The 22,168-nt window shown below is 25.6% G+C and carries 23 protein-coding genes; 19 read left to right on the top strand and 4 right to left on the bottom strand.

Annotation, left to right across the window (positions count from 1 at the left end; all coding sequences use genetic code 11):
* Nucleotides 1–19 precede the first annotated feature (19 nt).
* Nucleotides 20–196: an asparagine synthase gene (locus E0D94_RS10715; protein ID WP_130807558.1), complete on the bottom strand. Its 177-nt coding sequence runs from the start codon at nt 194–196 to the stop codon at nt 20–22.
* A gap of 102 nt (nt 197–298) precedes the next feature.
* On the opposite strand from E0D94_RS10715, the gene E0D94_RS10710 reads away from it, so the two are divergent.
* The 4 genes from E0D94_RS10710 (at nt 299) to mnmL (ending at nt 5,370) form a co-directional block, all read left to right on the top strand.
* Nucleotides 299–1,993, top strand: coding sequence for a LytS/YhcK type 5TM receptor domain-containing protein (locus tag E0D94_RS10710; protein ID WP_130807557.1), 1,695 nt, complete (start codon nt 299–301; stop codon nt 1,991–1,993).
* Nucleotides 1,990–2,766, top strand: coding sequence for a LytR/AlgR family response regulator transcription factor (locus E0D94_RS10705; RefSeq protein ID WP_130807556.1), 777 nt, complete (start codon nt 1,990–1,992; stop codon nt 2,764–2,766). The genes E0D94_RS10710 and E0D94_RS10705 overlap by 4 nt, the downstream gene beginning before the upstream one ends.
* Nucleotides 2,767–2,885: 119 nt before the next feature.
* Nucleotides 2,886–4,316, top strand: coding sequence for a carbon starvation CstA family protein (locus tag E0D94_RS10700; RefSeq protein WP_130807555.1), 1,431 nt, complete (start codon nt 2,886–2,888; stop codon nt 4,314–4,316).
* Between the two features lie 100 nt (nt 4,317–4,416).
* The gene (gene mnmL / locus E0D94_RS10695) at nt 4,417–5,370 is read left to right on the top strand and encodes a tRNA modification radical SAM protein MnmL/YtqA (RefSeq protein ID WP_130807554.1); all 954 of its coding nucleotides are present in this window, start codon (nt 4,417–4,419) and stop codon (nt 5,368–5,370) included.
* Nucleotides 5,371–5,388: 18 nt separating this feature from the next.
* Here the strand turns inward: mnmL and E0D94_RS10690 are convergent, their stop codons facing one another.
* Nucleotides 5,389–5,556 carry a DUF1540 domain-containing protein gene (locus tag E0D94_RS10690; protein ID WP_130807553.1) on the bottom strand — a complete coding sequence of 56 codons (168 nt, stop codon included), beginning with the start codon at nt 5,554–5,556 and terminating at the stop codon, nt 5,389–5,391.
* A gap of 74 nt (nt 5,557–5,630) precedes the next feature.
* Here E0D94_RS10690 and E0D94_RS10685 point away from each other — a divergent pair, with 74 nt between their 5' ends.
* On the top strand, nt 5,631–6,365 hold the full coding sequence (locus E0D94_RS10685; RefSeq protein WP_130807552.1) for a pseudouridine synthase: 735 nt from the start codon (nt 5,631–5,633) through the stop codon (nt 6,363–6,365).
* Between the two features lie 9 nt (nt 6,366–6,374).
* A complete protein-coding gene (locus tag E0D94_RS10680; RefSeq protein ID WP_130807551.1) occupies nt 6,375–6,926 on the top strand; it encodes a DUF6648 family protein in 552 nt (183 codons plus the stop codon).
* A gap of 21 nt (nt 6,927–6,947) precedes the next feature.
* Here the strand turns inward: E0D94_RS10680 and E0D94_RS10675 are convergent, their stop codons facing one another.
* On the bottom strand, nt 6,948–7,454 hold the full coding sequence (locus tag E0D94_RS10675; RefSeq protein ID WP_130807550.1) for an MltG/YceG/YrrL family protein: 507 nt from the start codon (nt 7,452–7,454) through the stop codon (nt 6,948–6,950).
* Between the two features lie 168 nt (nt 7,455–7,622).
* Between E0D94_RS10675 and E0D94_RS10670 the strand changes: the two genes are divergently transcribed.
* From E0D94_RS10670 to E0D94_RS10655, 4 genes are all read left to right on the top strand, one after another.
* Nucleotides 7,623–8,573, top strand: a complete 951-nt coding sequence (locus E0D94_RS10670; protein WP_130807549.1) for an RluA family pseudouridine synthase — start codon at nt 7,623–7,625, stop codon at nt 8,571–8,573.
* Nucleotides 8,574–8,638: 65 nt separating this feature from the next.
* Nucleotides 8,639–10,300, top strand: coding sequence for a nucleoside kinase (locus E0D94_RS10665; RefSeq protein ID WP_165442943.1), 1,662 nt, complete (start codon nt 8,639–8,641; stop codon nt 10,298–10,300).
* 9 nt (nt 10,301–10,309) lie between these two features.
* Entirely contained in the window at nt 10,310–11,227 is a 918-nt protein-coding gene (gene glsA, locus E0D94_RS10660) for a glutaminase A (protein ID WP_130807548.1), read from the top strand.
* A gap of 65 nt (nt 11,228–11,292) precedes the next feature.
* Nucleotides 11,293–11,766 (top strand): NUDIX hydrolase, encoded by a 474-nt coding sequence (locus E0D94_RS10655; RefSeq protein WP_130807547.1) that lies wholly within the window; start codon nt 11,293–11,295, stop codon nt 11,764–11,766.
* 3 nt (nt 11,767–11,769) lie between these two features.
* Here the strand turns inward: E0D94_RS10655 and rodA are convergent, their stop codons facing one another.
* Nucleotides 11,770–12,906, bottom strand: a complete 1,137-nt coding sequence (gene rodA / locus E0D94_RS10650; protein ID WP_130807546.1) for a rod shape-determining protein RodA — start codon at nt 12,904–12,906, stop codon at nt 11,770–11,772.
* Between the two features lie 180 nt (nt 12,907–13,086).
* Between rodA and E0D94_RS10645 the strand changes: the two genes are divergently transcribed.
* The 9 genes from E0D94_RS10645 to E0D94_RS10605 all read left to right on the top strand — a co-directional run bounded on the left by E0D94_RS10645 (nt 13,087) and on the right by E0D94_RS10605 (nt 22,166).
* On the top strand, nt 13,087–13,569 hold the full coding sequence (locus E0D94_RS10645; RefSeq protein ID WP_130807545.1) for a DUF456 domain-containing protein: 483 nt from the start codon (nt 13,087–13,089) through the stop codon (nt 13,567–13,569).
* 15 nt (nt 13,570–13,584) lie between these two features.
* On the top strand, nt 13,585–14,412 hold the full coding sequence (locus E0D94_RS10640; RefSeq protein WP_130807544.1) for a deoxyribonuclease IV: 828 nt from the start codon (nt 13,585–13,587) through the stop codon (nt 14,410–14,412).
* Nucleotides 14,413–14,502: 90 nt separating this feature from the next.
* Nucleotides 14,503–15,681 (top strand): glycine C-acetyltransferase, encoded by a 1,179-nt coding sequence (locus E0D94_RS10635; protein ID WP_130807543.1) that lies wholly within the window; start codon nt 14,503–14,505, stop codon nt 15,679–15,681.
* An 81-nt stretch (nt 15,682–15,762) separates the two neighbouring features.
* On the top strand, nt 15,763–16,044 hold the full coding sequence (locus E0D94_RS10630; RefSeq protein WP_130807542.1) for a DUF503 domain-containing protein: 282 nt from the start codon (nt 15,763–15,765) through the stop codon (nt 16,042–16,044).
* 12 nt (nt 16,045–16,056) lie between these two features.
* Nucleotides 16,057–16,713 (top strand): endonuclease III, encoded by a 657-nt coding sequence (gene nth / locus E0D94_RS10625; RefSeq protein ID WP_130807541.1) that lies wholly within the window; start codon nt 16,057–16,059, stop codon nt 16,711–16,713.
* Between the two features lie 262 nt (nt 16,714–16,975).
* Complete coding sequence (locus E0D94_RS10620; protein WP_130807540.1) at nt 16,976–17,896, top strand: AAA family ATPase; 921 nt, start codon at nt 16,976–16,978, stop codon at nt 17,894–17,896.
* A 10-nt stretch (nt 17,897–17,906) separates the two neighbouring features.
* A complete protein-coding gene (locus E0D94_RS10615) occupies nt 17,907–19,085 on the top strand; it encodes a DUF58 domain-containing protein (protein WP_130807539.1) in 1,179 nt (392 codons plus the stop codon).
* 1 nt (nt 19,086) lies between these two features.
* Nucleotides 19,087–21,327: a transglutaminase TgpA family protein gene (locus E0D94_RS10610; RefSeq protein WP_130807538.1), complete on the top strand. Its 2,241-nt coding sequence runs from the start codon at nt 19,087–19,089 to the stop codon at nt 21,325–21,327.
* 17 nt (nt 21,328–21,344) lie between these two features.
* Nucleotides 21,345–22,166, top strand: a complete 822-nt coding sequence (locus tag E0D94_RS10605) for a Cof-type HAD-IIB family hydrolase (protein ID WP_130807537.1) — start codon at nt 21,345–21,347, stop codon at nt 22,164–22,166.
* Nucleotides 22,167–22,168 lie beyond the last annotated feature (2 nt).

Here is a 22,168-nt window from a genome sequence, read left to right as displayed (position 1 = left end):
AGGCCATTTCACTTATTTTTTATAGATTGTCATTTCTATGTTGAAAATAATCTATACCACCTAAAACTATATGTGCAAGACCAAAACCCACTACTCCCCATGCTAAACTTTTTTTAGCTTTTTGTCTTGAAATTAATCCAGCTGTGGTAACAACAGCTCCAAGTGCAGTTGGAATAGAACCTTCTTTTATATTCATAAATATTCCTCCTTTCCAATATATAATTTATTATTTCCCAAAATCTAAAAAAAATGATAGGATAAATTAGGATAAAATTTTCAAATTGAAAAGAGGATAAAAATGATTTTTTATATTTTAGGAAGTTTGATTAATAGCATAAGTATAATAGCGATACTTTCATTTATATTATCTAAAGTTTCAGTAGTAAGGCAACTTATTTCTAAGAGAAAGTCAAACTATATAGACAAGATAATTTTTTCTATCTTTTTTGGTATATTAGGCATAGTAGGAACATATTCTGGCATGCCTGTAGATGGTGCATTAGCTAACTCTAGAATAATTGGAGTTTTTGTAGGAGGACTTTTTGGAGGTCCATTTGTAGGAATGATGTCAGGACTTATTGCTGGAGTACATAGATGGAGTATAGATATAGGAGGATTTACTGCTCTTGCATGTGCAATATCAACTACAGTAGAAGGCATAATGGCAGGAATGCTTAGTAAAAAATTTTTTAGCTCTAATAATAAATGGTTATTTTCTCTATTCTTTGGTGCTATTGCAGAAATAATTCAAATGATTATAATAATAACTGTAGCTACTCCCTTAAGTGAAGCAATAAATCTTGTCAGTATAATAGGAATCCCCATGATAATAGCCAATGCAATAGGGATATCTATTACTATTGCTATAGTTAATAGTGTATTAAAAGATAAGGAAAGAGAGGGTGCATTTCAAGCAGAAAGAGCACTTAAAATTGCAAATGAAACTTTGCCACATTTTAGACAGGGTTTTAATATTGAAACTTCTAAAAAGGTAGCAGATATAATATATGAGATGACTTCATTTAAAGCAGTTGCACTAACTAATAGAGATATTATACTTGCTCATAAAGGAGAAGGTGAAGATCATCATTTTGCAGAGAATAAAATAAAGACAGATTTAACAAAGCAAGTTATATATTCAGGCAAATATAAAATAGCTAATAATTCAATAGAAATCCTATGCAAAAAAGATAGATGTAAATTAAAATCAGCTATAATTGTACCATTAAAAGAAGGGGAAAAAATAGTTGGTACTTTAAAATTATATAAAACAAGAGAGAGTTCTATTTCACCAGTTGATGTAAAACTTGCACTTGGACTAGGCTCTTTATTTTCTACTCAAATTGAATTGAGACGAATTGAAGAGCATAAAGAACTAGCCACTAAATCTGAACTAACTGCACTTCAGGCACAAATAAATCCACATTTTTTATTTAATGCTATAAACACAATAGTTTCTTTAATACGAACAAAACCTGATAGAGCAAGAGAATTATTATTACATTTAGGATTTTATTTCAGAAAAAACTTATATAAAACTGAAGAGCTGGTAACTTTATCTACAGAGTTAGAACATGTAAAATCCTATTTAGAGATAGAACAAGCAAGATTTGGAGATAAATTAGATATTAAGTTTAATATAGAAAAAAACTTAGAAGTTAAACTTCCACCACTTTTAATACAACCTATAGTTGAAAATTCTATAAAGCATGGGATAATGAACAAGTTAGAAGGAGGAGAAATTATCATAAGTGCATTTAGTAAAGATGACATGACTCATATTACTGTTGAAGATAATGGAGAAGGTATAGAAGATAAAAAGATTAAAGATATATTGTCAGGAAATATAAATAACAAATCTATAGGTTTATTAAATGTACATAAAAGAATACAACTAATATACGGAAGTGAGTATGGTTTAAATATTAAAAGTAATAAGGATATGGGTACTGAAGTAAGTATATTATTACCAAAAGGGGAAGTGATAATATGAAATTAAAGGTTTTAGTTGTAGATGATGAACTTCCAGCAAGGGAAGAAATAAAATATTTATTAGAAAAGTATGATGATATAGACATCATATATGAAGCGAATAATGGAATTATAGCATTTGATTTAATACAAAAGTTTGAACCGGATATTATATTTTTAGATATTAATATGCCTAAAATTTCTGGCATAGAATTAGCAGATAAAATTATAAATACGAAGAATACTAAAATTCCTTTAATAGTTTTTATTACTGCATATGATGAATATGCAATAAAAGCATTTGAATTAAATGCAATAGATTATTTATTAAAACCTATTGGAGAAAATAGACTAGAAAAAACACTAAAAAAAATAAGGGAAAATTTAAAATTAAATGATGAAAAAATGCAACAAAATATTAATACAATTGTAAACCAGTTACAAAGTAAAAAGCAATCAGATAGTATTAAATTAACATTATATAAAGATGGAGCTTTTTATCCTATATCAACTAAAGATATTATATTTTCTACCGTTGAGGACAAAAATACAGTTATTATAACAACAAAAGGCAAATTTATATATCATGATTCACTTTCACATTTAGAAAGAAATATAAACAAGAATAATTTTTTTAGATCTCATAGATCTTTTATTATAAATATTGATTATATCGAAAAAATAGAACCATGGTTCAATAATACTTATAATGTTAAGTTAAAAGGTTATAATGAACACATACCAGTTAGTAGAGGTCAAGTAAAACAATTTAAGACGATAATGAATATCATTTAAAATCACTTTAACTTCCTATATTGCAGTTCATATATTAATTAATACATTTAAGCTAAAAATAGTTTAATATATGTATATTAATTATATAATGAATCTATAAATTTTATAGGAGGGATTATATGGTATCATTTTTAAGTTCAATAGTAATTTTAATTTTAGGATATTTTACTTATGGGGTCTTTGTGGAAAAGGTTTTCGGAGTAGATGAGAATAGAAAAACACCTGCTATTACTATGGAAGATGGAGTAGACTTTATGCCTTTAAGCTGGCCTAGGATATTTCTTATTCAATTTTTAAACATAGCAGGCTTAGGACCTATTTTTGGGGCTATTATGGGAGCTTTATTTGGTCCAGCAGCATTTATATGGATTGTTTTAGGTAGTATTTTTGCTGGAGGAGTTCATGATTATTTTTCAGGTATGCTATCTATAAGACATGAAGGTAAAAGTGTTTCAGAAATAGTAGGTATTTATCTTGGAGAAAATGCTAGAAAAGTTATGAGAGTATTTTCAGTTGTGTTACTTATATTAGTTGGTACTGTTTTTATGACAGGACCTGCACAATTATTGGCTAATTTAAATTTTGCTGGACTAGGTAGCTTAAATATTTGGTTAGCAATTATTATAGTATATTACTTTTTAGCTACTATATTACCAGTAGACAAAATTATAGCTAAGGTATATCCTTTATTTGGAGCCGCTCTTCTTATAATGGCTGTAGGAATTGGATCTATGTTATTGATAAAAGGGTATAATATACCAGAAGTTACTTTAAGTAATTTTCATCCTTCTGGATTATCATTATGGCCTATGCTTTTTGTAACAATAGCATGTGGAGCAATAAGTGGATTTCATGCAACTCAATCACCAATGATGGCTAGATGTTTGCCAAATGAAAAATATGGAAGAAGAGTTTTTTATGGTTCTATGATAGCAGAAGGAATAATAGCTCTTATATGGGCAGCGGCTGCAATGACATTCTTTGATGGTGGTGTAGTTGGTTTAAATGATGCTTTAGTTAATGGAGGAGGAACAGCAGGTGTTGTAAATACAATATCTACTTCACTTTTAGGTAGAGTAGGAGGTATACTTGCTATGCTTGGAGTAATAGCAGCTCCTATTACATCAGGAGATACTGCTTTTAGAAGTGCAAGACTTGTAATAGCTGATGCAGTAGATTATAAACAATCTAAAACAAAATCTAGATTATTAGTAGCTATTCCTTTATTTATTGTAGGATTTTTACTTACAAGAATAGATTTTACTATAATTTGGAGATATTTTGCATGGTCAAATCAAACACTTGCAATGATAGTTTTATGGGCTACAGCAGCTTATTTAATAGTAAGTGATAAGAATCATTGGATTGCTACAATTCCAGGTACTTTTATGACAGCAGTAAGTGTCACCTATATATTGCAAGCTCCAGAAGGGTTTAAATTACCAGAGACAATTTCATATCCTGTAGGAATCATTGCGGCAGCAGTAGTTCTTGCTGGATTTTTATATAAATTCAAATGGTCAGTAAAAGAGAGTATAAATAAAATATAATAAAGAATGGGTAGCTAAATAGCTGCCTATTTTTTTGTTAATTGATAATTAGGAGAATTTAAGTTAAAATGGTAATATTCAAGAGAAAAAGGTGATTTAAATGGATGAAAATAAATATTATAGAGTATACTCTCAATTTTTAAAAGAGAAGTATGGAGAAAAAGTATATAAGCTACCTATAAATATAGAAACAACTTGTCCTAATAGAGATGGCTGTGTTGGAACAGGCGGATGTATTTTTTGTGGAGAGGTTGGAACTGGATTTGAGTCATTATCTAATTCTATTTCTGTAAAAGAACAATTAGAAAAGAATAAAGAATATATATCAAAAAGGTATAAAGCTAAAAAGTTTATAGCATATTTTCAAAATTTCACTAATACTTATATGGAATTTGAAAAATTTAAGTATTTAGTAGAACAATCTGCTATAGAGGATGTAGTAGAAGTTTCAATATCTACAAGACCAGATTCTATATCAGATAAATATTTAGAGTTTTTAAAAGAATTTAGTAAAAGAAAAGGTATAAATATAACAATAGAATTAGGGCTTCAAACAGTAAATTATCATACTTTAAAAAAGATAAATAGAGGGCATACTTTGGCAGAACTTATTGACAGTGTAATAAGAATAAAAAAATATGGTTTTAGAATATGTGTACATTTTATATTAAATCTTCCTTGGGATGATAACGTTGATGTAATTGAAAATGCTAAAATCATATCATCACTTGGAATAGATCAAGTTAAAATACATTCACTTTATATTGTTGAAAATACTGTCTTAGGAGATATGTATAAGCAAAATAAAATAAATATTATATCTAAAGATGAATATATAAATCGTGTAATATTATTTTTAAAATATTTAAAAGGAGATATCGTAATAGAAAGATTAATAGGTAGAGCACCAAAGGAAGACACTCTTTTTGTAAATTGGGATACTAGCTGGTGGAAGATAAAGGAAGAAATATTACAAAAAATGATAGATAATGAAATAACACAAGGACACAAATGTGACTATTTAAATGGAAAAGCTTTAAAAAAATTTAGATAAAGGGCAATTGCCCTTTATCTATTTTTTTTCAAAAGTCCCACAATCAGTTTCTTGTACGCTTTGAGCATTCTTTGGTTTTATTTGTATTTTTTCAGCACTGCAATAGTTACCTTCAGCATAATAATAACATGTGTTAACACTACATTGTACTCCAGGAAGATGTGAATTTGTTTTTTCAACAGACATAGATTTACCTCCTTTTATTTTAGAATAATTTTAGTATGTGTTAAAATATAAAATGTATTCTAAATAAAAAATATATGGGAGAGATTAAGTTGTCTAAAAAAGAAAGAATAGATAAAATCTTAGCTAATCTAGGATATGGCTCGAGAAAAGATATAAAGAAAAATATTAAATCTGGTATGGTAAAGATAAATAATGAAATTATAAAAGATAATTCTATTAAAATAGACCCTTATAAAGAAAATATAAAATTTAACAATAAAAAAATTAATTATAGAAAATTTATATATTTAATGTTAAATAAACCATCTGGTGTTATATCAGCTACAGAAGATAATCATAGTAAAACTGTAGTAGATTTAATAGATGATGAATATAAAGCTTTTAATCCATTTCCAGTGGGAAGGTTAGATAAAGATACAGAAGGTTTATTAATACTTACAAATGATGGTGATCTTGCTCATAAATTATTATCTCCTAAAAAACATGTAGATAAGAAATACTATGTTAAAGTAGAAGGATATCTTGATGAAAGTGATAAAATAGCTTTTAAAGAAGGATTAGATATTGGAGAAAAAGATATAACACTACCTGCTGAACTAGATATAAAAAAATCTAATGAAATATCTGAATGCTATGTTATAATAAGAGAAGGGAAGTTTCATCAAATAAAAAGAATGTTTATTTCTTTAGGTAAAAAAGTTGTATATTTAAAGAGAGTATCAATGGGAAATGTGGAATTAGATTCAAATTTAAAATTAGGCGAATATAGAGAATTAACTAATAAAGAGATAGATATTTTAAATAGATAGGGTGTAAAAATGATTTGTGACAAGCAAGAAAGTAAATTTGAGAAGTTTTTTAAACATAGAGAGTCTTTAATAATGCAGTTTAAAATAGGAGATATTTCTAAAAAAGAGTATATAATGGCCAATGTGAATTTTATAGAAAAATTAAACATAAAACCATTTAAAAAAATTGATAGTTTTGAAAAAGGAATGTATAACTATCAATATTATAATATGTTAGCAAAATATTACTATATGGAAGCAAAAAACTTAAAAGATAAAGGTGAACCATTAAAATATTATCAATCCTTTTTAGATGAAGGTTATTTTTATTATGGAGAAAAAGATAAATCAACTTTAAAGTTACTTAAATTTTTAAAATTTGAAAATATGGAAGCATATTATATAAAAGTTAATTCAGATAGTCTTCAAGGAAGATTATATGAAATCCATTTAAAAAATTATGATAAAGCGATACTTCATTCTAAAAGTTTTAAAATATTAGATATATTAAAAAAGGAAAAAGTATTTATAGATAGTAGTAGGAAATCATTAATAGATGAATATGTAAATGTAAAATATTAAGAAGGTGGCTTAGCCACCTTCTTAAATTTGATTTGCAAGAGTTTTAATTATAGTATCTATATTATCATTTTGATTTAGTACAAAAGTACCAGGTCTTAATTTAGTTTCTAGACCAAGATCTGATAAACGAAGCAAAAACTCTCTTTTATCATCGATTATATTGTTAGCTAATAATGTATCAGCAATACTTTCTGATGAGGATCCAGCTTCTATATTGATTTCTACATCATTAGAAGGTTCTTGTTCTTTATTTGTTGAGTCTTCTTCACTTTCATCCTTTTGGTTTTCTTCACTTTCATCACTATTGTTGTTCTCATCTTCTTTTTCATCATTAGGATTATTTTCTTCTTTAGGTTCTTCTACATTAGTATTATTTTCATTACTAGGGTTATCTACTTCAGTATCTGTAAATAATATATCTAATCTCCAAAAAATAATAGCTCCTATTAATATTATAACTAAAATAACTGTTATAAAATCTATGTAGTCATATATAAAGTCTTTTAGTTTTTCAAAAAAGTTTTTCATGATGTTCTCCTTTCTAACTTATAGGTTTAAATATTTAAAATCCATATATAATCATATCATAATTAAGCTATAATAATCAATTCTAGTTAATATGCAAAATATTCCTTGTATTAATGAGTAAATTAGTATTATTATAGTTATATACTATATAATAAGGGTTGGTATAAGATGATAAAAATAAAAATTACAGAAAATGAATCTGGACAAAGAATAGATAGGTTTTTAATTAAATATATGGATAAAGCACCAAAGGGGTTTATTCAAAAAATGATAAGAAAAAAGAGGATCAAGCTAAATTCTAAAAGAGCCTATCCAGATGATATTATAAATATAAATGATGAATTAAAGTTATATTTATCTATGGAAACAATTAATAAATTTAGAAGTGATTATGAAGAAATAAAATCAAATATAAAATTAAATGTAATATATGAAGATGAGAATATAATATTAATATATAAAAAGAAAGGCGATATTTCTCATTCACATTTAGATGATAAAGAAAGTATATCAAATGCATTAATTAAATATCTTATAGATAAAAAAGAATATAATCCTGAATTAGAGAAAACTTTCACCCCAGCAATATCAAATAGATTAGATAGAAATACATCAGGAATAATAATTGGAACTAAAAATTATAATGCACTTAAAAATATTAATAAAGCTATTAGGAATAGAAATATTGATAAATATTATAAAGCTTTGGTGTATGGTAAAGTAGAAAAAGAAATGTTATTAGAAAATTATATTATAAAAAACAGTAGAAATAATATGGTTCAAATAACTGATAAGAATACTTCTAATTCTAAAAAGATTGAAACTAGAATTAAACCTTTAGTTTTTAGTGATGAATATACTTTATTAGAAGTTGAATTAATTACAGGAAGAACTCATCAAATACGAGCACATTTAAATTTTATTAATCATCCTATAGTAGGAGATAAAAAATATACAAATAAAAAGATAAATAAAAATATAAATTTAAATTCACAATTTTTAGTATCATACAAAATTAAATTTAATAATTTAGATAATGGGTTAGAATATTTAAATGGTAAATCTTTTGAGATACCATTAGAATATAAATATAATGAGATACTAAAAAGTATTTTTTAGTTAAATTATTATTTTAGAAATATATTAAGATATATTTTAATTGATACAATCAAAGGAGTGATTAAATGGATCTAAATATTAGTATAGATGGAAATGAAAGCTTGAAATTTGAAAAAGGAATCTCAATAAAAGATGTTATTAAAAAAGTTAATTATAAGACTCATAGAAATTATTTAAGTGTTCGTATTAATAATGAAATTATGCACTTAGACTATAAAATAAATAAAGATAGTCAAATTGAACTATTAGATATAAAGGATAAAGATGGTTTTAGAGTATATGTCAGAACTTTAACATTTGTATTTATAAAAGCTGCAAAAGATATATTTAAAGATGCAAAGACCAGTGTAGAGCATTCTCTTAGTAAAGGATTATATATAGAAATACATAAAAAGGAAAATATAACTCCAGAAGATTTAAATTTAATAAAGAAACAAATGAACAAAATTATAAAAAGCGATTTACCAATAGAAAGATTAGTTATGAAAACAAGTGAAGCAAACAAAATATTTGAAGAACAGGGGATGAAAGATAAATTACAACTTGCAAAGTATAGAGAAAAAGACAATATTCATGTTTATAAATTAGATGGATATTATGATAAATTTTATGGCTATTTAGCTCCATCCACTGGTTATATAAATTCTTTTGATTTAAAATATTATCATCCTGGGATAGTTTTACAGTATCCTAGAAAAGAATTTAATTATGAAATACCTGAGTTTGAAGAACAAAATAAATTAGCCCAAATATTTAAAGAATCAGAAAGATGGGTAAAGATTTTAGAACTTGAAAATGTAGCTTCTTTAAATGAAAAAATTATGAATAAAGAAATCCCTGAGATAGTAAGAATATCTGAAGCATTTCATGAAAAAAAGATTGCAAATATAGCAGATAAAATATGTGATGATAAAAAGATAAAAATAATTCTTATTGCTGGTCCTTCTTCTTCAGGAAAAACTACATTTGCTCAAAAGTTATATACTCAATTAAGAATAAATGGGAAAAGACCAATATCACTTTCTATTGACGATTATTTTGTTAATAGAGAAGATACTCCATTAGATGAAGAAGGAAATTATGATTTTGAGTCTATAGAGGCAGTTGATATAAAAAAATTTAATAGTGATCTAATAAATTTATTAGATGGGAAAAAAGTTGATATACCAAAATTTGATTTTGTAGAAGGCAAGCGTGCAATAAAGATAAAAGGTTTTAGTATAGAGAAAGATCAACCAATAATTATAGAAGGTATACATGGATTAAATGAAAAGCTTACAAATAAGATACCACATATGTATAAGTATAAAATATATATAAGCGCATTAACTCAATTAAATATTGATAATCATAATAGAATTCATACTACGGACAATAGACTAATTAGAAGAATAGTAAGAGATAGTATGTATAGAGGAAGAACTGCTGAAGGGACTCTAGAATTATGGAAATCAGTAAGAAGAGGAGAAGAAAGAAATATATTTCCATATCAAGAGCAGGCTGATGTAATGTTTAATTCTGCACTTGTTTATGAACTTGCAGTACTGAGAAAATATGCAGAACCACTTTTACAAAAAATTGATAGATCAAGTATATATTTTGCAGAAGCAAAAAGATTATTAAAATTTTTAATGTACTTTAAAATTATAAGAAATGATGATATAATTCCTTCTACATCAATATTAAAAGAATTCATCGGTGGAAGTGCTTATAGAGAGGAAGAATAGGAAGATTTTATGGAAAATAAATTAAATAACATAATAAATAAAAGCAGATATATAACTAAAGAAGGTGAAGTTGCTACTTATATACCCTCACTTGGAAAAGCAAATCCTACAGACTTAGGGATTTGTATAGCTGATATGGAAGGGAATATTTATAAAGCAGGTAATTATAATAAAAAATTTACCATACAGAGTATTTCAAAAACTATTTCATTGATGTTAGCTTTAATGGATAATGGAAAAGAAGTTGTATTTGATAAAGTAGGTATGGAACCTACTGGAGATGCATTTAATTCTATTATAAAACTTGAAACTATAATGCCATCCAGACCATTAAATCCTATGATAAATGCTGGGGCAATAGTTGTATCCTCCTTATTAAAAGGTAAAGATAAAGATGAAAAATTTTCTAGATTACTAAATTTCATGAGAAAAATATCAGGAAATAACAATTTAGATATAGATGAAGATGTGTATCTTTCTGAAAAAAGTACTGGAGATAGAAATAGAGCTATGGCTTATTTTATGAAAGATGTTGGAATAATAGAAGGAGATATTGAAGATATATTAGATGTGTATTTTAAACAATGCTCTATAAAAGTTGATTGTGTAGATTTAGCAAAAATTGGACTATTTTTAGCAAATAAAGGAATCATTCCAGGGACTGGAGAACAAATTGTATCAGAACATATAACTAGAATTGTTAAAACTTTTATGGTAACTTGTGGAATGTATAATGGATCAGGAGAATTTGCTATTCGTGTAGGTATTCCTGCAAAGAGTGGGGTAGGTGGAGGAATTATGGGAGCTGTTCCACATCGAATGGGTATAGGAACATATGGCCCGTCTTTAGATGATAAAGGTAATTCTATTGGTGGGTACAAGTTATTATATGAATTATCAACAGAGCTTAATTTAAGTATTTTTTAAATAATTATGTCAAAGTACTATGATCTTAAGTATTATATAATAAAAGATTATAGTATGGTGATGTTATGAAAAATAAAGTATATGGTAAAAATATTAACTTTCTAGAATTGGAATTTGATTTTGATGAAAATATTGATTTTTTAAAATATGAAAATTCAGTTATAGTACCTATATTTGAAGAAAAATTAGTAATGTATTTTGATTCTATAAATCAAAGTTGGGAATTTCCTAAATCTAAGAGTAATGAGAATGAAAATATAATACAATCTTCAATAAGAGAAATATTTGAAGAATGTGGAGCTATAGCAGAATATATAAAGCCCATTGGTCATTATAAAGTTTTAGAACAAGATAGTAGAAAAAAATTTTTAATATTTATTGCGAAGATAGCTATTTTTGAACCTAGACCTAGATGGAGTACTGATGATTTGGTAAAATTATTTGAAATATTACCAGAAAAATTATCAGATGAAAATGAGACATTATATAAAGCAATAATAAAAAATATTAAAGCAAAATGTGTACACATTTTGCTTTAATATTTAAAAGTTTATTTGACTTTTTCTCATTGCTATACTAAATACAATACCCATTGCAATCATATTTGTAAGTAGAAAAGTACCTCCATAGCTAATAAAGGGAAGGGGTATTCCAGTTATAGGCATAAGTCCTAGCGTCATACCTATATTTTCTATTATATGAAAAGTTATCATAGCTGATATACCAATTACAGTAAGGGAACCAAAAGAATTTTTTGCTTTTTTTGCTATTAATATTAGTCTATATAATAATAATAAGAATAAAAAGATTAACAATAGTCCACCAACTAGTCCAAAAGACTCTCCTATAACAGCAAAAATAAAATCTGTATGTTTTTCAGGTAACCAGCTTAAACCTGAAAAACCACTATCTTGAATCCAGTTAATTTTTTCATTTAAATTACCATCAGTAGTTATAAACCTACCAATAAGTTTACCAGAACCTATTGCAGTTTTAGATTGAGTAATTTGATATCCAGCTCCCATTGGGTCTAGTGAAGGATCAAAAAATACTAACACCCTATTTTTTTGAAATTCACCTAAAAAACCAAACCACAATATAGGTAAACTAATAACTCCTGCTATAGCAGCATAGATAATATATCTATAATTTAAACCTGCTATAAACAACATTACAGCTGTAAAGAACATAAATACAAGTCCTGTACCAAAGTCATTTTCTACTACTAATAAAATTGGTATAAAAGCAAAAGTTAAAACTTTTATAAGTGTAAATATATTATTTATATCTTTTTCATTTTTTTCAATGAACTTTGCAAGAGATATGATTACTCCTAATTTTACAATCTCAGAAGGTTGGAAACTAAAACCTCCAATAACTAGCCAGCTATCTGCACCCCACTCTTCTGCTCCTGTACCAAATACTACTACAGCTAAAAGCAAAGCATTAGATAATACATATATAGGAATATAAAGTTTACCAAATATATCATAATCAATAAGTGATAATATTATAATAGCAATTATTCCTATGAAAAATGCAGCTATTTGACTTTTTAATGCTATAATAGTTCCAGTCGCAATATATATAGAAAAAAATCCATATATTGTAAGTATTAATATAATAAAAAGTAAAAAATAATCAAATCTTTTTAAAGGGTTTCTATCAACCTTCATCATTTTCTTAACTCTCCATTTCTAAATATTGATAATAAAATTATATCATAAAATAAAAAATTATAAATAAGTATATAATATTTATAATATAGATTTAATATTTATATTTATTTATAATATAATTTATGGGTATATGTATACAAGTAAGTAATACTAACTACTATTTTTTTAAGGAGGTTATATATGGATATAATTCTAATAATTATATCAATGATATTGATGTTTATTGGACTCATAGGGACATTTCTTCCCGCAATACCTGGAACTGGACTCATATTTTTTGTTGCATTAATATATGGAATAATAACTAGTTTTGAAAATCTATCTGTAATTAGTGTTGTAATACTTTTGATACTTGCTATAATTACAATTATTCTTGATAATATAACTTCTTTAATTACAACAAAAAAAGTCGGTGGATCGAGATATGGTATAATAGGTGCTATAATAGGTGGAATAATAGGGTTTTTATCACTTAATTTTATAGGGTTAATAATAGGTCAATTTGTTGGAACAATGATAGGAGAATTATTTGTTAGAAAAAGTATAAATGATTCATTTAGAATAGGTTTTGCAGGATTTATTGGTTATCTTTTAGGAGTAGTACTTAATAGTACTATAGCAGTAGTTATGATAGTTATCTTTATTTTTGATGTTATTATATAGTAAGGAGATGATAATTTGATAATAGGAAGTCATTTATCAATTGCAAAAGGATTTAGTAATGCAGCTAAAGATGCAGTTGAAATAAATGCTAATACATTTCAATTTTTTACAAGAAATCCACGAGGCGGAAAAGCCAAAGATTTAGATTTAGATGATATTAAAAAGCTGAATACTATTAGAGAGGACAATGGTTTTGGAGTACTCTTAGCACATGCTCCATATACAATGAATCCAGCTTCATATAAGGATAAAATATGGGATTTTGCAAAGTATGCAATGGAAGATGATCTTAAAAGATTAGATGTTATAGGCAATTGCTTATATAATTTCCATCCTGGAAGTCATACTGGAAAGGGTTCTGAATATGGAATAGATAGAATAGCAAAGTTATTAAATGAAGTTTTAAATGGAGATGAAAAAACTACTATATTATTAGAGGCCATGAGTGGTAAAGGAACTGAAATTGGCAGAAACTTCGAAGAGTTAAAATCTATAATTGATAAAGTAAAATACTCTGATAAAATAGGTGTGTGTATTGATACTTGTCACATTTTCAGTGCTGGTTATGATATTGTTAATGATCTTGATGGAGTATTAAAAGAATTTGATGATATAATTGGACTTGAAAGATTAAAAGCAATTCATTTAAATGATAGTAAAATGGAATTTGGAAGTAATAAAGATAGACATGAAAAAATTGGTGAAGGAACTATAGGTTTAGATGCAATAATAAATATCATAAATCATCCTAAATTAAAAGATTTACCATTCTTTTTAGAGACTCCAAATGAATTGCAAGGATATAAAAAAGAAATAGATATTTTAAAAACTAGACAAAAATGATGATTTTTATAAGAAAATTTAACATTTAATATAGAGGAATTAGAAAATATTTATTGAATATATTTATATATAAATTAAGGAGGAATGTAAATGTCTAACACAGGATTTTTAGAAAAGAAAATAGAAGGATTGAAAGATGAAGGAGTTTATAGGAAGTTACCAATATTAGAAGGTGCTAATGAGGCAGAAGTAGTACTAAATGGACAAAAAGTTATAAATTTATCTTCAAATAATTATTTAGGGTTTGCAAATCATCCAAGACTAAAAAAAGCTGCAATAGAGGCAGTTGAAAAATATGGTGTTGGAGCTGGAGCTGTTAGAACAATTATAGGAAATATGGATATACATGAAGAATTAGAAGAAATATTAGCTAAATTTAAAAAAGAAGAAGCGGTTATGGTATTTCAATCAGGATTTAACTGTAATGCAGGTACAATACAAGCAGTTACAGAAAAAGGAGATCTTATAATATCTGATGAATTAAATCATGCTAGTATAATAGATGGTGTTAAATTAAGTAAAGCTGATAAAGCAATATTTAAACATTCAGATATGGAAGATTTAGAAAGAGTTTTAAAAGAAAAAAGAGATGATTATAATAACGTACTTATAATTACTGATGGAGTATTTAGTATGGATGGTGATATAGCTAAATTACCAGAAATAGTTGAATTAGCTGAAAAATATAATGCAATGACTTATGTAGATGATGCACATGGTTCAGGAGTATTAGGTAAAAGTGGAAGAGGTACTGTGGACCACTTTAATCTTCATGGAAGAGTTGACTTTACTATAGGTACACTTTCAAAAGCTATAGGTGTAATAGGTGGATATGTTGCTACAAGTAAATCTGCTCAAGAATGGTTAAATCACAGAGGTAGACCAATATTATTTTCAACATCTCTTCCTCCAGCAGCTGTAGGGGCAATAATAGAAGCAGTTAAAATATTAATGGAAACAGAAGAATATACAGATAAATTATGGGATAATGCAAAATACTTTAAAGAAAAGTTAGGAAAATTAGGATTTAATACAGGAAAAAGTGAAACTCCTATAACTCCTGTTATAATAGGAAATGAAGCGGAGTCAATGGAATTTAGTAAAAAACTTAAAGAAGAAGGAGTATTTGTTTCAGCAATTGTATTCCCTACTGTACCAAAAGGAACAGGGAGAGTAAGATGTATGGTTACTGCTGGACATACTAAAGAACAATTAGATAGAGCAGTTAATGCTTTTGAAAAAGTAGGAAAAGAGATGGGTATTATATAAATATAAAGGGCACTTTAAGTGCTCTTTTGTATTATCCAAGAAATTTATATCATAATCTAAGTTTTAATTGAGGTGACATATATGATAGTAGGGGTATGTAGTGTAGAATTACTTATATACAGTACTAATTCTCTCAAGGAAAAAAGACATGTAATAAAAAGTATAATTGGTAGAATTAAATCTAGATTCAATGTGTCTATTTCAGAAGTGGATAATAATGATAAATGGCAAATATCTACAATTGGTTTTTCTATTGTAACAAATGATGTAAGTCATGCAAATAGTACTATATCAAATGTATTAAATTTTATAGAACGAGATAGTAGAATAGAAATAACTAATCATTTTATAGAAATACTTTAAGTGGAGGTAAACATGAGAAAAAAGTTAAATAAATTAGAAAGAAAGCAAGTACTAGAAATACTTAGAGATTTATATCCTGATGCAAAATCAGAACTTAACTTTAATAATCCATTTGAGCTTTTAATAGCTACTATTTTATCGGCTCAGTCTACAGATAAAAGAGTTAATTCAATAACAAAAGATTTATTTAAGGAATACGAAACTCCTAAAGATTTTTTATCTTTAACTACAGAAGAACTTGGAGAAAAAATAAGAAGTATAGGTTTTTTTAGAAATAAGAGTAAAAATATATTAAATACTTGTAAAATTCTTTTAGAAGATTATGAAGGAGAAGTCCCTCAGACTAGAGAGGAGCTTATAAAGCTACCAGGGGTAGGTAGAAAAACTGCTAATGTAGTAATAAGTAATGCCTTTGGTAAGGATGCTATAGCTGTGGACACTCATGTTTTTAGAGTATCTAATAGAATAGGAATAGTTAATGCTAAAAATGTTGATGAAACTGAAAAGCAGCTTATGAAAAATATAGATAAAGATTTATGGTCAGACGCACATCATTGGTTAATTTTTCATGGAAGAAGAATTTGTAAGGCAAGAAGTCCAAAATGTAATGAGTGTCCTTTAACTAATCATTGTTTATATTATAAAAATGTAATTCAAAAAGAAGGATAATTTCATAAATATACTTATTCTAGAATAGTATTTAATATTATACTATTTTAGGAGGTATTTATGAAAAGGAATAAAATATGGAGAAAAAAACAAAATTTAATAAGTTTTATGATAGTAGTGATATTTATAGTTGTTATTATAAAACTTATAATATAATAATTAAAAATTAAAAACTCTTGATTCATCAAGAGTTTTTAATTTTTGAAACTAATGATATAATAATTATAAGATTATTACAAATAATTAAAAAAAGAGGGGTAATATGAATAAACAAATAGAGAAACTGATAGAGAATATAGATAAAGTTATTTTTGGAAAACGAGAAGAAATAATGTATATAATAACTTGTTTACTCTCAAATGGACATGTGCTTTTAGAAGATGTTCCTGGTGTAGGTAAAACTAATTTAGTACATGGCCTTGCAAAATCATTAAATAGTAGTTTTGGTAGAATACAATTCACACCTGATTTATTACCTTCTGATATTACTGGAGTATCTATATTTAACCCTAAGACTACAGAATTTGAATTTAAAAAAGGTCCTGTATTTTCAAATATATTATTAGCAGATGAAATAAATAGAACTTCACCTAAAACACAATCAAGTTTACTTGAAGCCATGCAAGAAAGACAAGTTACTGTGGAAGGTAAGACTTATTTTTTAGAATATCCATTTATGGTACTTGCAACTGAAAATCCTATTGAATATGAAGGTACTTTTCCTCTTCCAGAAGCTCAATTAGATAGATTTATGATGAAAATGAGTTTAGGATACCCTGATAGTGAGAGTGAGAAAAGAATACTTAGAAATTATGCTAACACAACTCCTTTAGAAGATTTATCACCTGTATTAACACTTAATGATATAGCAAGAATGCAAAGAGAAGTAATAGATATATTTGTATCTGAAGAAATAGAAGATATGATTATAAAATTAGTAAATAATACTAGAAATCATAGTGAAATAAAACTTGGTATAAGTCCAAGAGGCTCATTGTTAATATATAAGGCAGCTAAGGCTTTTGCTTATATAAATGGTAGAGATTTTGTTTTGCCAGATGATATTAAAAAGCTATATTTACCTGTGTTTTCTCATAGAATAATTTTAAAACCAGAATCTAGGTTTAATAATATAAGTACAGAGTCAGTTTTAAATAGTATATTTTATAAATTAAATATATAAAGAGGTTAAAATGAGAAGAAAAATATTGATTTATATATTATTATTAATTCTTTTTATATTTGCCATATTTGTAGGAGGAAAGTTTCCTTATTTACTTTTGTTTCTCGTTATGATCATATTAATATATTCCAACTTTTCTATTTATAAAAACAAGAAGAATTTAGAAGGAGTTTTTTGGACAAATAAAGATAAATTTATAAGAGGGGAAACTATAGAAATAGAATATAAAATATATAATGGGGGATTATTTCCAATTCCATATGTTCAATTAGATCAAAATTTACATAAAAATTTAATTGAACAAAAAGATAATACAAGAGTTTATTTCATAAAATCTTTTGATTATATTAAATTTAAAAAGAAATTTAAAGCAAATCATAGAGGTGTTTATGATTTAGGAAGTTTAAATATTACTTTAGAAGATGTATTTGAAATATCAAAAGCTAATATAACAATTAAAGATCCATTAAAAATAACAGTGTTCCCAAAGATTTATAATATAAAAGATATAAATTTATTAGGTAAGGAATTTTTTGGATCTGATAAGACAAATGAAAAACATAATGAAGACTATTCTAATATTAAAAATTTAAGAGAATATAATTCAGGAGATAGTATAAAGAGAATTCATTGGAAAACTAGTGCAAGAAAGGGAGAGTTTTTTGTTAAAAATTATAATACTTCATCTAACCTAAATATTAAATTATTTCTAGATTTTCAAATAGATAAATTCTCTCATGATGATAAATTTTTAGAAGAAAGATTAGTAGAACTTACATCAAGTATTATATATTTTACATTAACAAAGGGAATTGAAACTGAATTTATAACATATTCAAATGAAAAAATAAATTTAAAATTAAATAATGTATCTCTTTTTAATCATTATTTAAATTCTATAATAAGTATATTTCCTAAAAACAATAGAAGAATTTCAAATATTATTTCTGAAGAAATAAATACTACATCTATTGGAACAACTGTTATAATAGTTACTGTAGATATAGATGAAAATATGATTGAAACAATTTTTAATATAAGAAAAAAAGGTATAAATATTACAGTATTTATAATAAAAGACATATATTCAAAAATTGATGAAGAAAAAATTTCTAATTTGAGAACACTAAAAGTAGTAGTATATAAACTTTTTAATGGTGAAAATATAGAAAAGATTTTAGGTGAATAATTTGGATAAAAAATTAAACTACTTGTATAAATTAATTTTTACTTTTATAATTAATTTGACCATAATAAAAGTAACATTAGATGCTTTAACAGGGGAAATGGATTTAAATTCAATTTCAATTGTATTCATAACCACATTAATAACTCTAATATTAGGTTTAATTTTTGATAAAAAACCTATAGTATTAGCTATATTATTAGGTGGAATTATTTCATTTTTAATTATATTAAATATATATTATAATTCTAATTTCAATTCATTGATTGAGAACATTAATGATTTCTTTTTATGGACAAGTGAATATATAAAAAATGATAGTGAATTCATTAAACGTTATTTTAATATTTTTATTATGTCTTTAAGCTTAGTAGTAACTTCCTTAATATATATTACAGTTTTTAAATTTAAGAGAATGTATCCTATTATAATAATGGCAACTATTTTCTTTTTATATAGATGGTTTTGGTATCAAGATAGTGCTTTTACTACTTATTATATATTTATTATTACAATTTTAGCATATTACATCATTAATAGATTTAAAATTAAAAATGGAATATGGGAAAGTGAAAACAAGGATATTAGTAATTATAGAAGAAAGTATCTTTTTTTATATTCCTGTTTTATTTCTGTTATAATAGTTTTAATTGCATTTATACTCCCTAAGGATTATTCTCCAATAAAATGGAGGTGGATGGATAATAAAGTTCAATCAAAATTTCCAGAAGTAACAGAGTGGAGAAATGACTTGAAGAAGTCTGAAGGTTATGGGGAAAGTTTAGAATTTGATTTAACCTTTACACCTTATCAAAATCAAGAAAAAAGACTTGGTGGAAATATTGAAATTGATAATACTTTAGTTATGGAAGTAGAATCAGATAGACCTTTATATTTAAAGGGGATAGTAAAAGATGAATATACAGGTTCTTATTGGAGAAGTTCAGAGGATTTTACTGAAAAGTATACTAAAGGAGAAAATATAGAATTAAATGATGTAAATTTAGATAATAGTTCTTTTTTAGAATATAAAGTTAATTATGTAAATCTTACAACATCCACTATTTTTACTAGTTACGTACCCATACAGATAGATTATGAAGAAGAATTTTATGTAAGTAATGAATATGAAGTATATACAAATAAAGTTATATTAAACGAAAAAGGGTATAGTGTAGAATCAAGAATACCTTTTTTGAATAAGTCTATGATAAATGAAACTTACAATAAAGATTATAAGTATTTAAAACTTCCTAATACAGTAACAAATAGAACAAAAGAGTTGGCTTTAGAGATAACAAAAGGTAAAATTAATGATTATGATAGAATGTTAGCTTTACAAGATTATCTTAGAGAAAATTATGGATATTCACTTACCCCAGGGAATGATAAATATGAAGATTTTGTAGACAATTTTATATTTGAAAAAACAGAAGGATATTGTACTTATTTTGCATCAACTCTAGCTGTAATGGGAAGAACATTAGATATTCCTACTAGGTATGTGGAAGGATTTATAACTGGAGATAAAAATGAAGAAGGTATATATGAAGTCTATAGTAAAAATGCTCATGCATGGGTAGAAGCATATATAAGTGGATATGGGTGGATGATATTTGAAGCAACACCAGCATATGAAGCACCTAATCTAGAGGAAACAATTGAAGAAGAAGAAACAGATGAAGAATCAGACAATGAAATTGATCCAAATTCAATAAATAGAGATGATATGTTACAGGAAATACTTGAAGAAGAACAATTAGATCAAAATAGCGGAAATGTGAACTTAACTAGTAATGATAATTCTAAAAGTTTAGTTTTAAAATCTATATTATGGATAGCTTTTATTATTATTGTATTCATAATAGCTATAATTTTACATTTTATCATTAATAAAAAATTTCATGCTCAAAAAATGAAAAATTATAATTCTATTCAAAAGATGAAATTTTATTATGAATATATATTAAATACTTTAGACTATTTAGGGTATTCTAAAGTAAGCGGTGAAACTGAAAAAGAATTTAAAAGCAGAATAAATATAAATGAAAGAGTAAATGAAAAATTAAACGACTTTTTTAATACTTATATTATTACTGTATATGGAAATAAAGAATTATCAAATGAAAAAGAAGATAAGATTAAACAAACTATAAAATTTTTAGAGCAAGAAATTAAAAGAGAAAAAGGAAAATTTAAATACATTAAATTCTTTTTAAGAAAAAGATTTTTATATAATAAATAATAAAGGAGTAGAAAAATTTGAATTATAAATTAATAGCAATTGATATGGATGGAACATTATTAAATAATGAAGAAAAAGTTTCTGAAAGAAATAAAGAAGCTATAATGGAAGCGACAAAAAAAGGTGTACAAGTGGTAGTATCAACAGGTAGGATATTTTCTTCAGCTATTTACTTTGCAAAATTAATAAAAGTAGTCACACCAATAATAGCTTGTAATGGTGCATATGTAAGTGAATATCATAGAGATAATATAATACTTGAAAATCCTATAAAAAATAAGGATCTTAAAAATATTATAGAGACTTTAGAAAAAAATAATCTTTACTATCACTTTTATGATAATGAGAATTTTTATACTAAAGATTTAGAGTATAATTCTTTGAAATATTATGAATGGAATAAAAAACAAGATGAAGAAAATAAAATTAATATACAAATAGTAGAAAATCCTTTAAGTTTTGTAGAAAAAGAAGATATTAAAGTATATAAAATTGTTGTTATGGATAATGATATGGAAAGGATACAAAATGCAAGAATAGAATTATCAGAAAATAAGGAGATAGAAGTAGTTAGCTCATGGCATGGAAGTTTGGATATAATGTATAAGGGTGTATCAAAAGGTAAAGCTTTAAAACAACTTTGTAATTTATATGATATATCTAGAGAAGAAGTTATTGCAATTGGAGATAATGAAAATGATTTATCTATGTTAGAATATGCGGGAACATCTGTTGCAATGGAAAATGGAATAGACATTGTAAAAGAATATGCAACACATGTAACAGATACCAATGATAATGATGGAGTAGCAAAAATAATAGAAAAATTAGTATTATAAAA

The organism is Senegalia massiliensis, assembly GCF_900626135.1.
Lineage (GTDB): Bacteria > Bacillota > Clostridia > Tissierellales > SIT17 > Anaeromonas > Anaeromonas massiliensis.
Note: the sequence above shows the minus strand (reverse complement) of the source record. Positions and strands in the feature narration are given on the sequence as shown.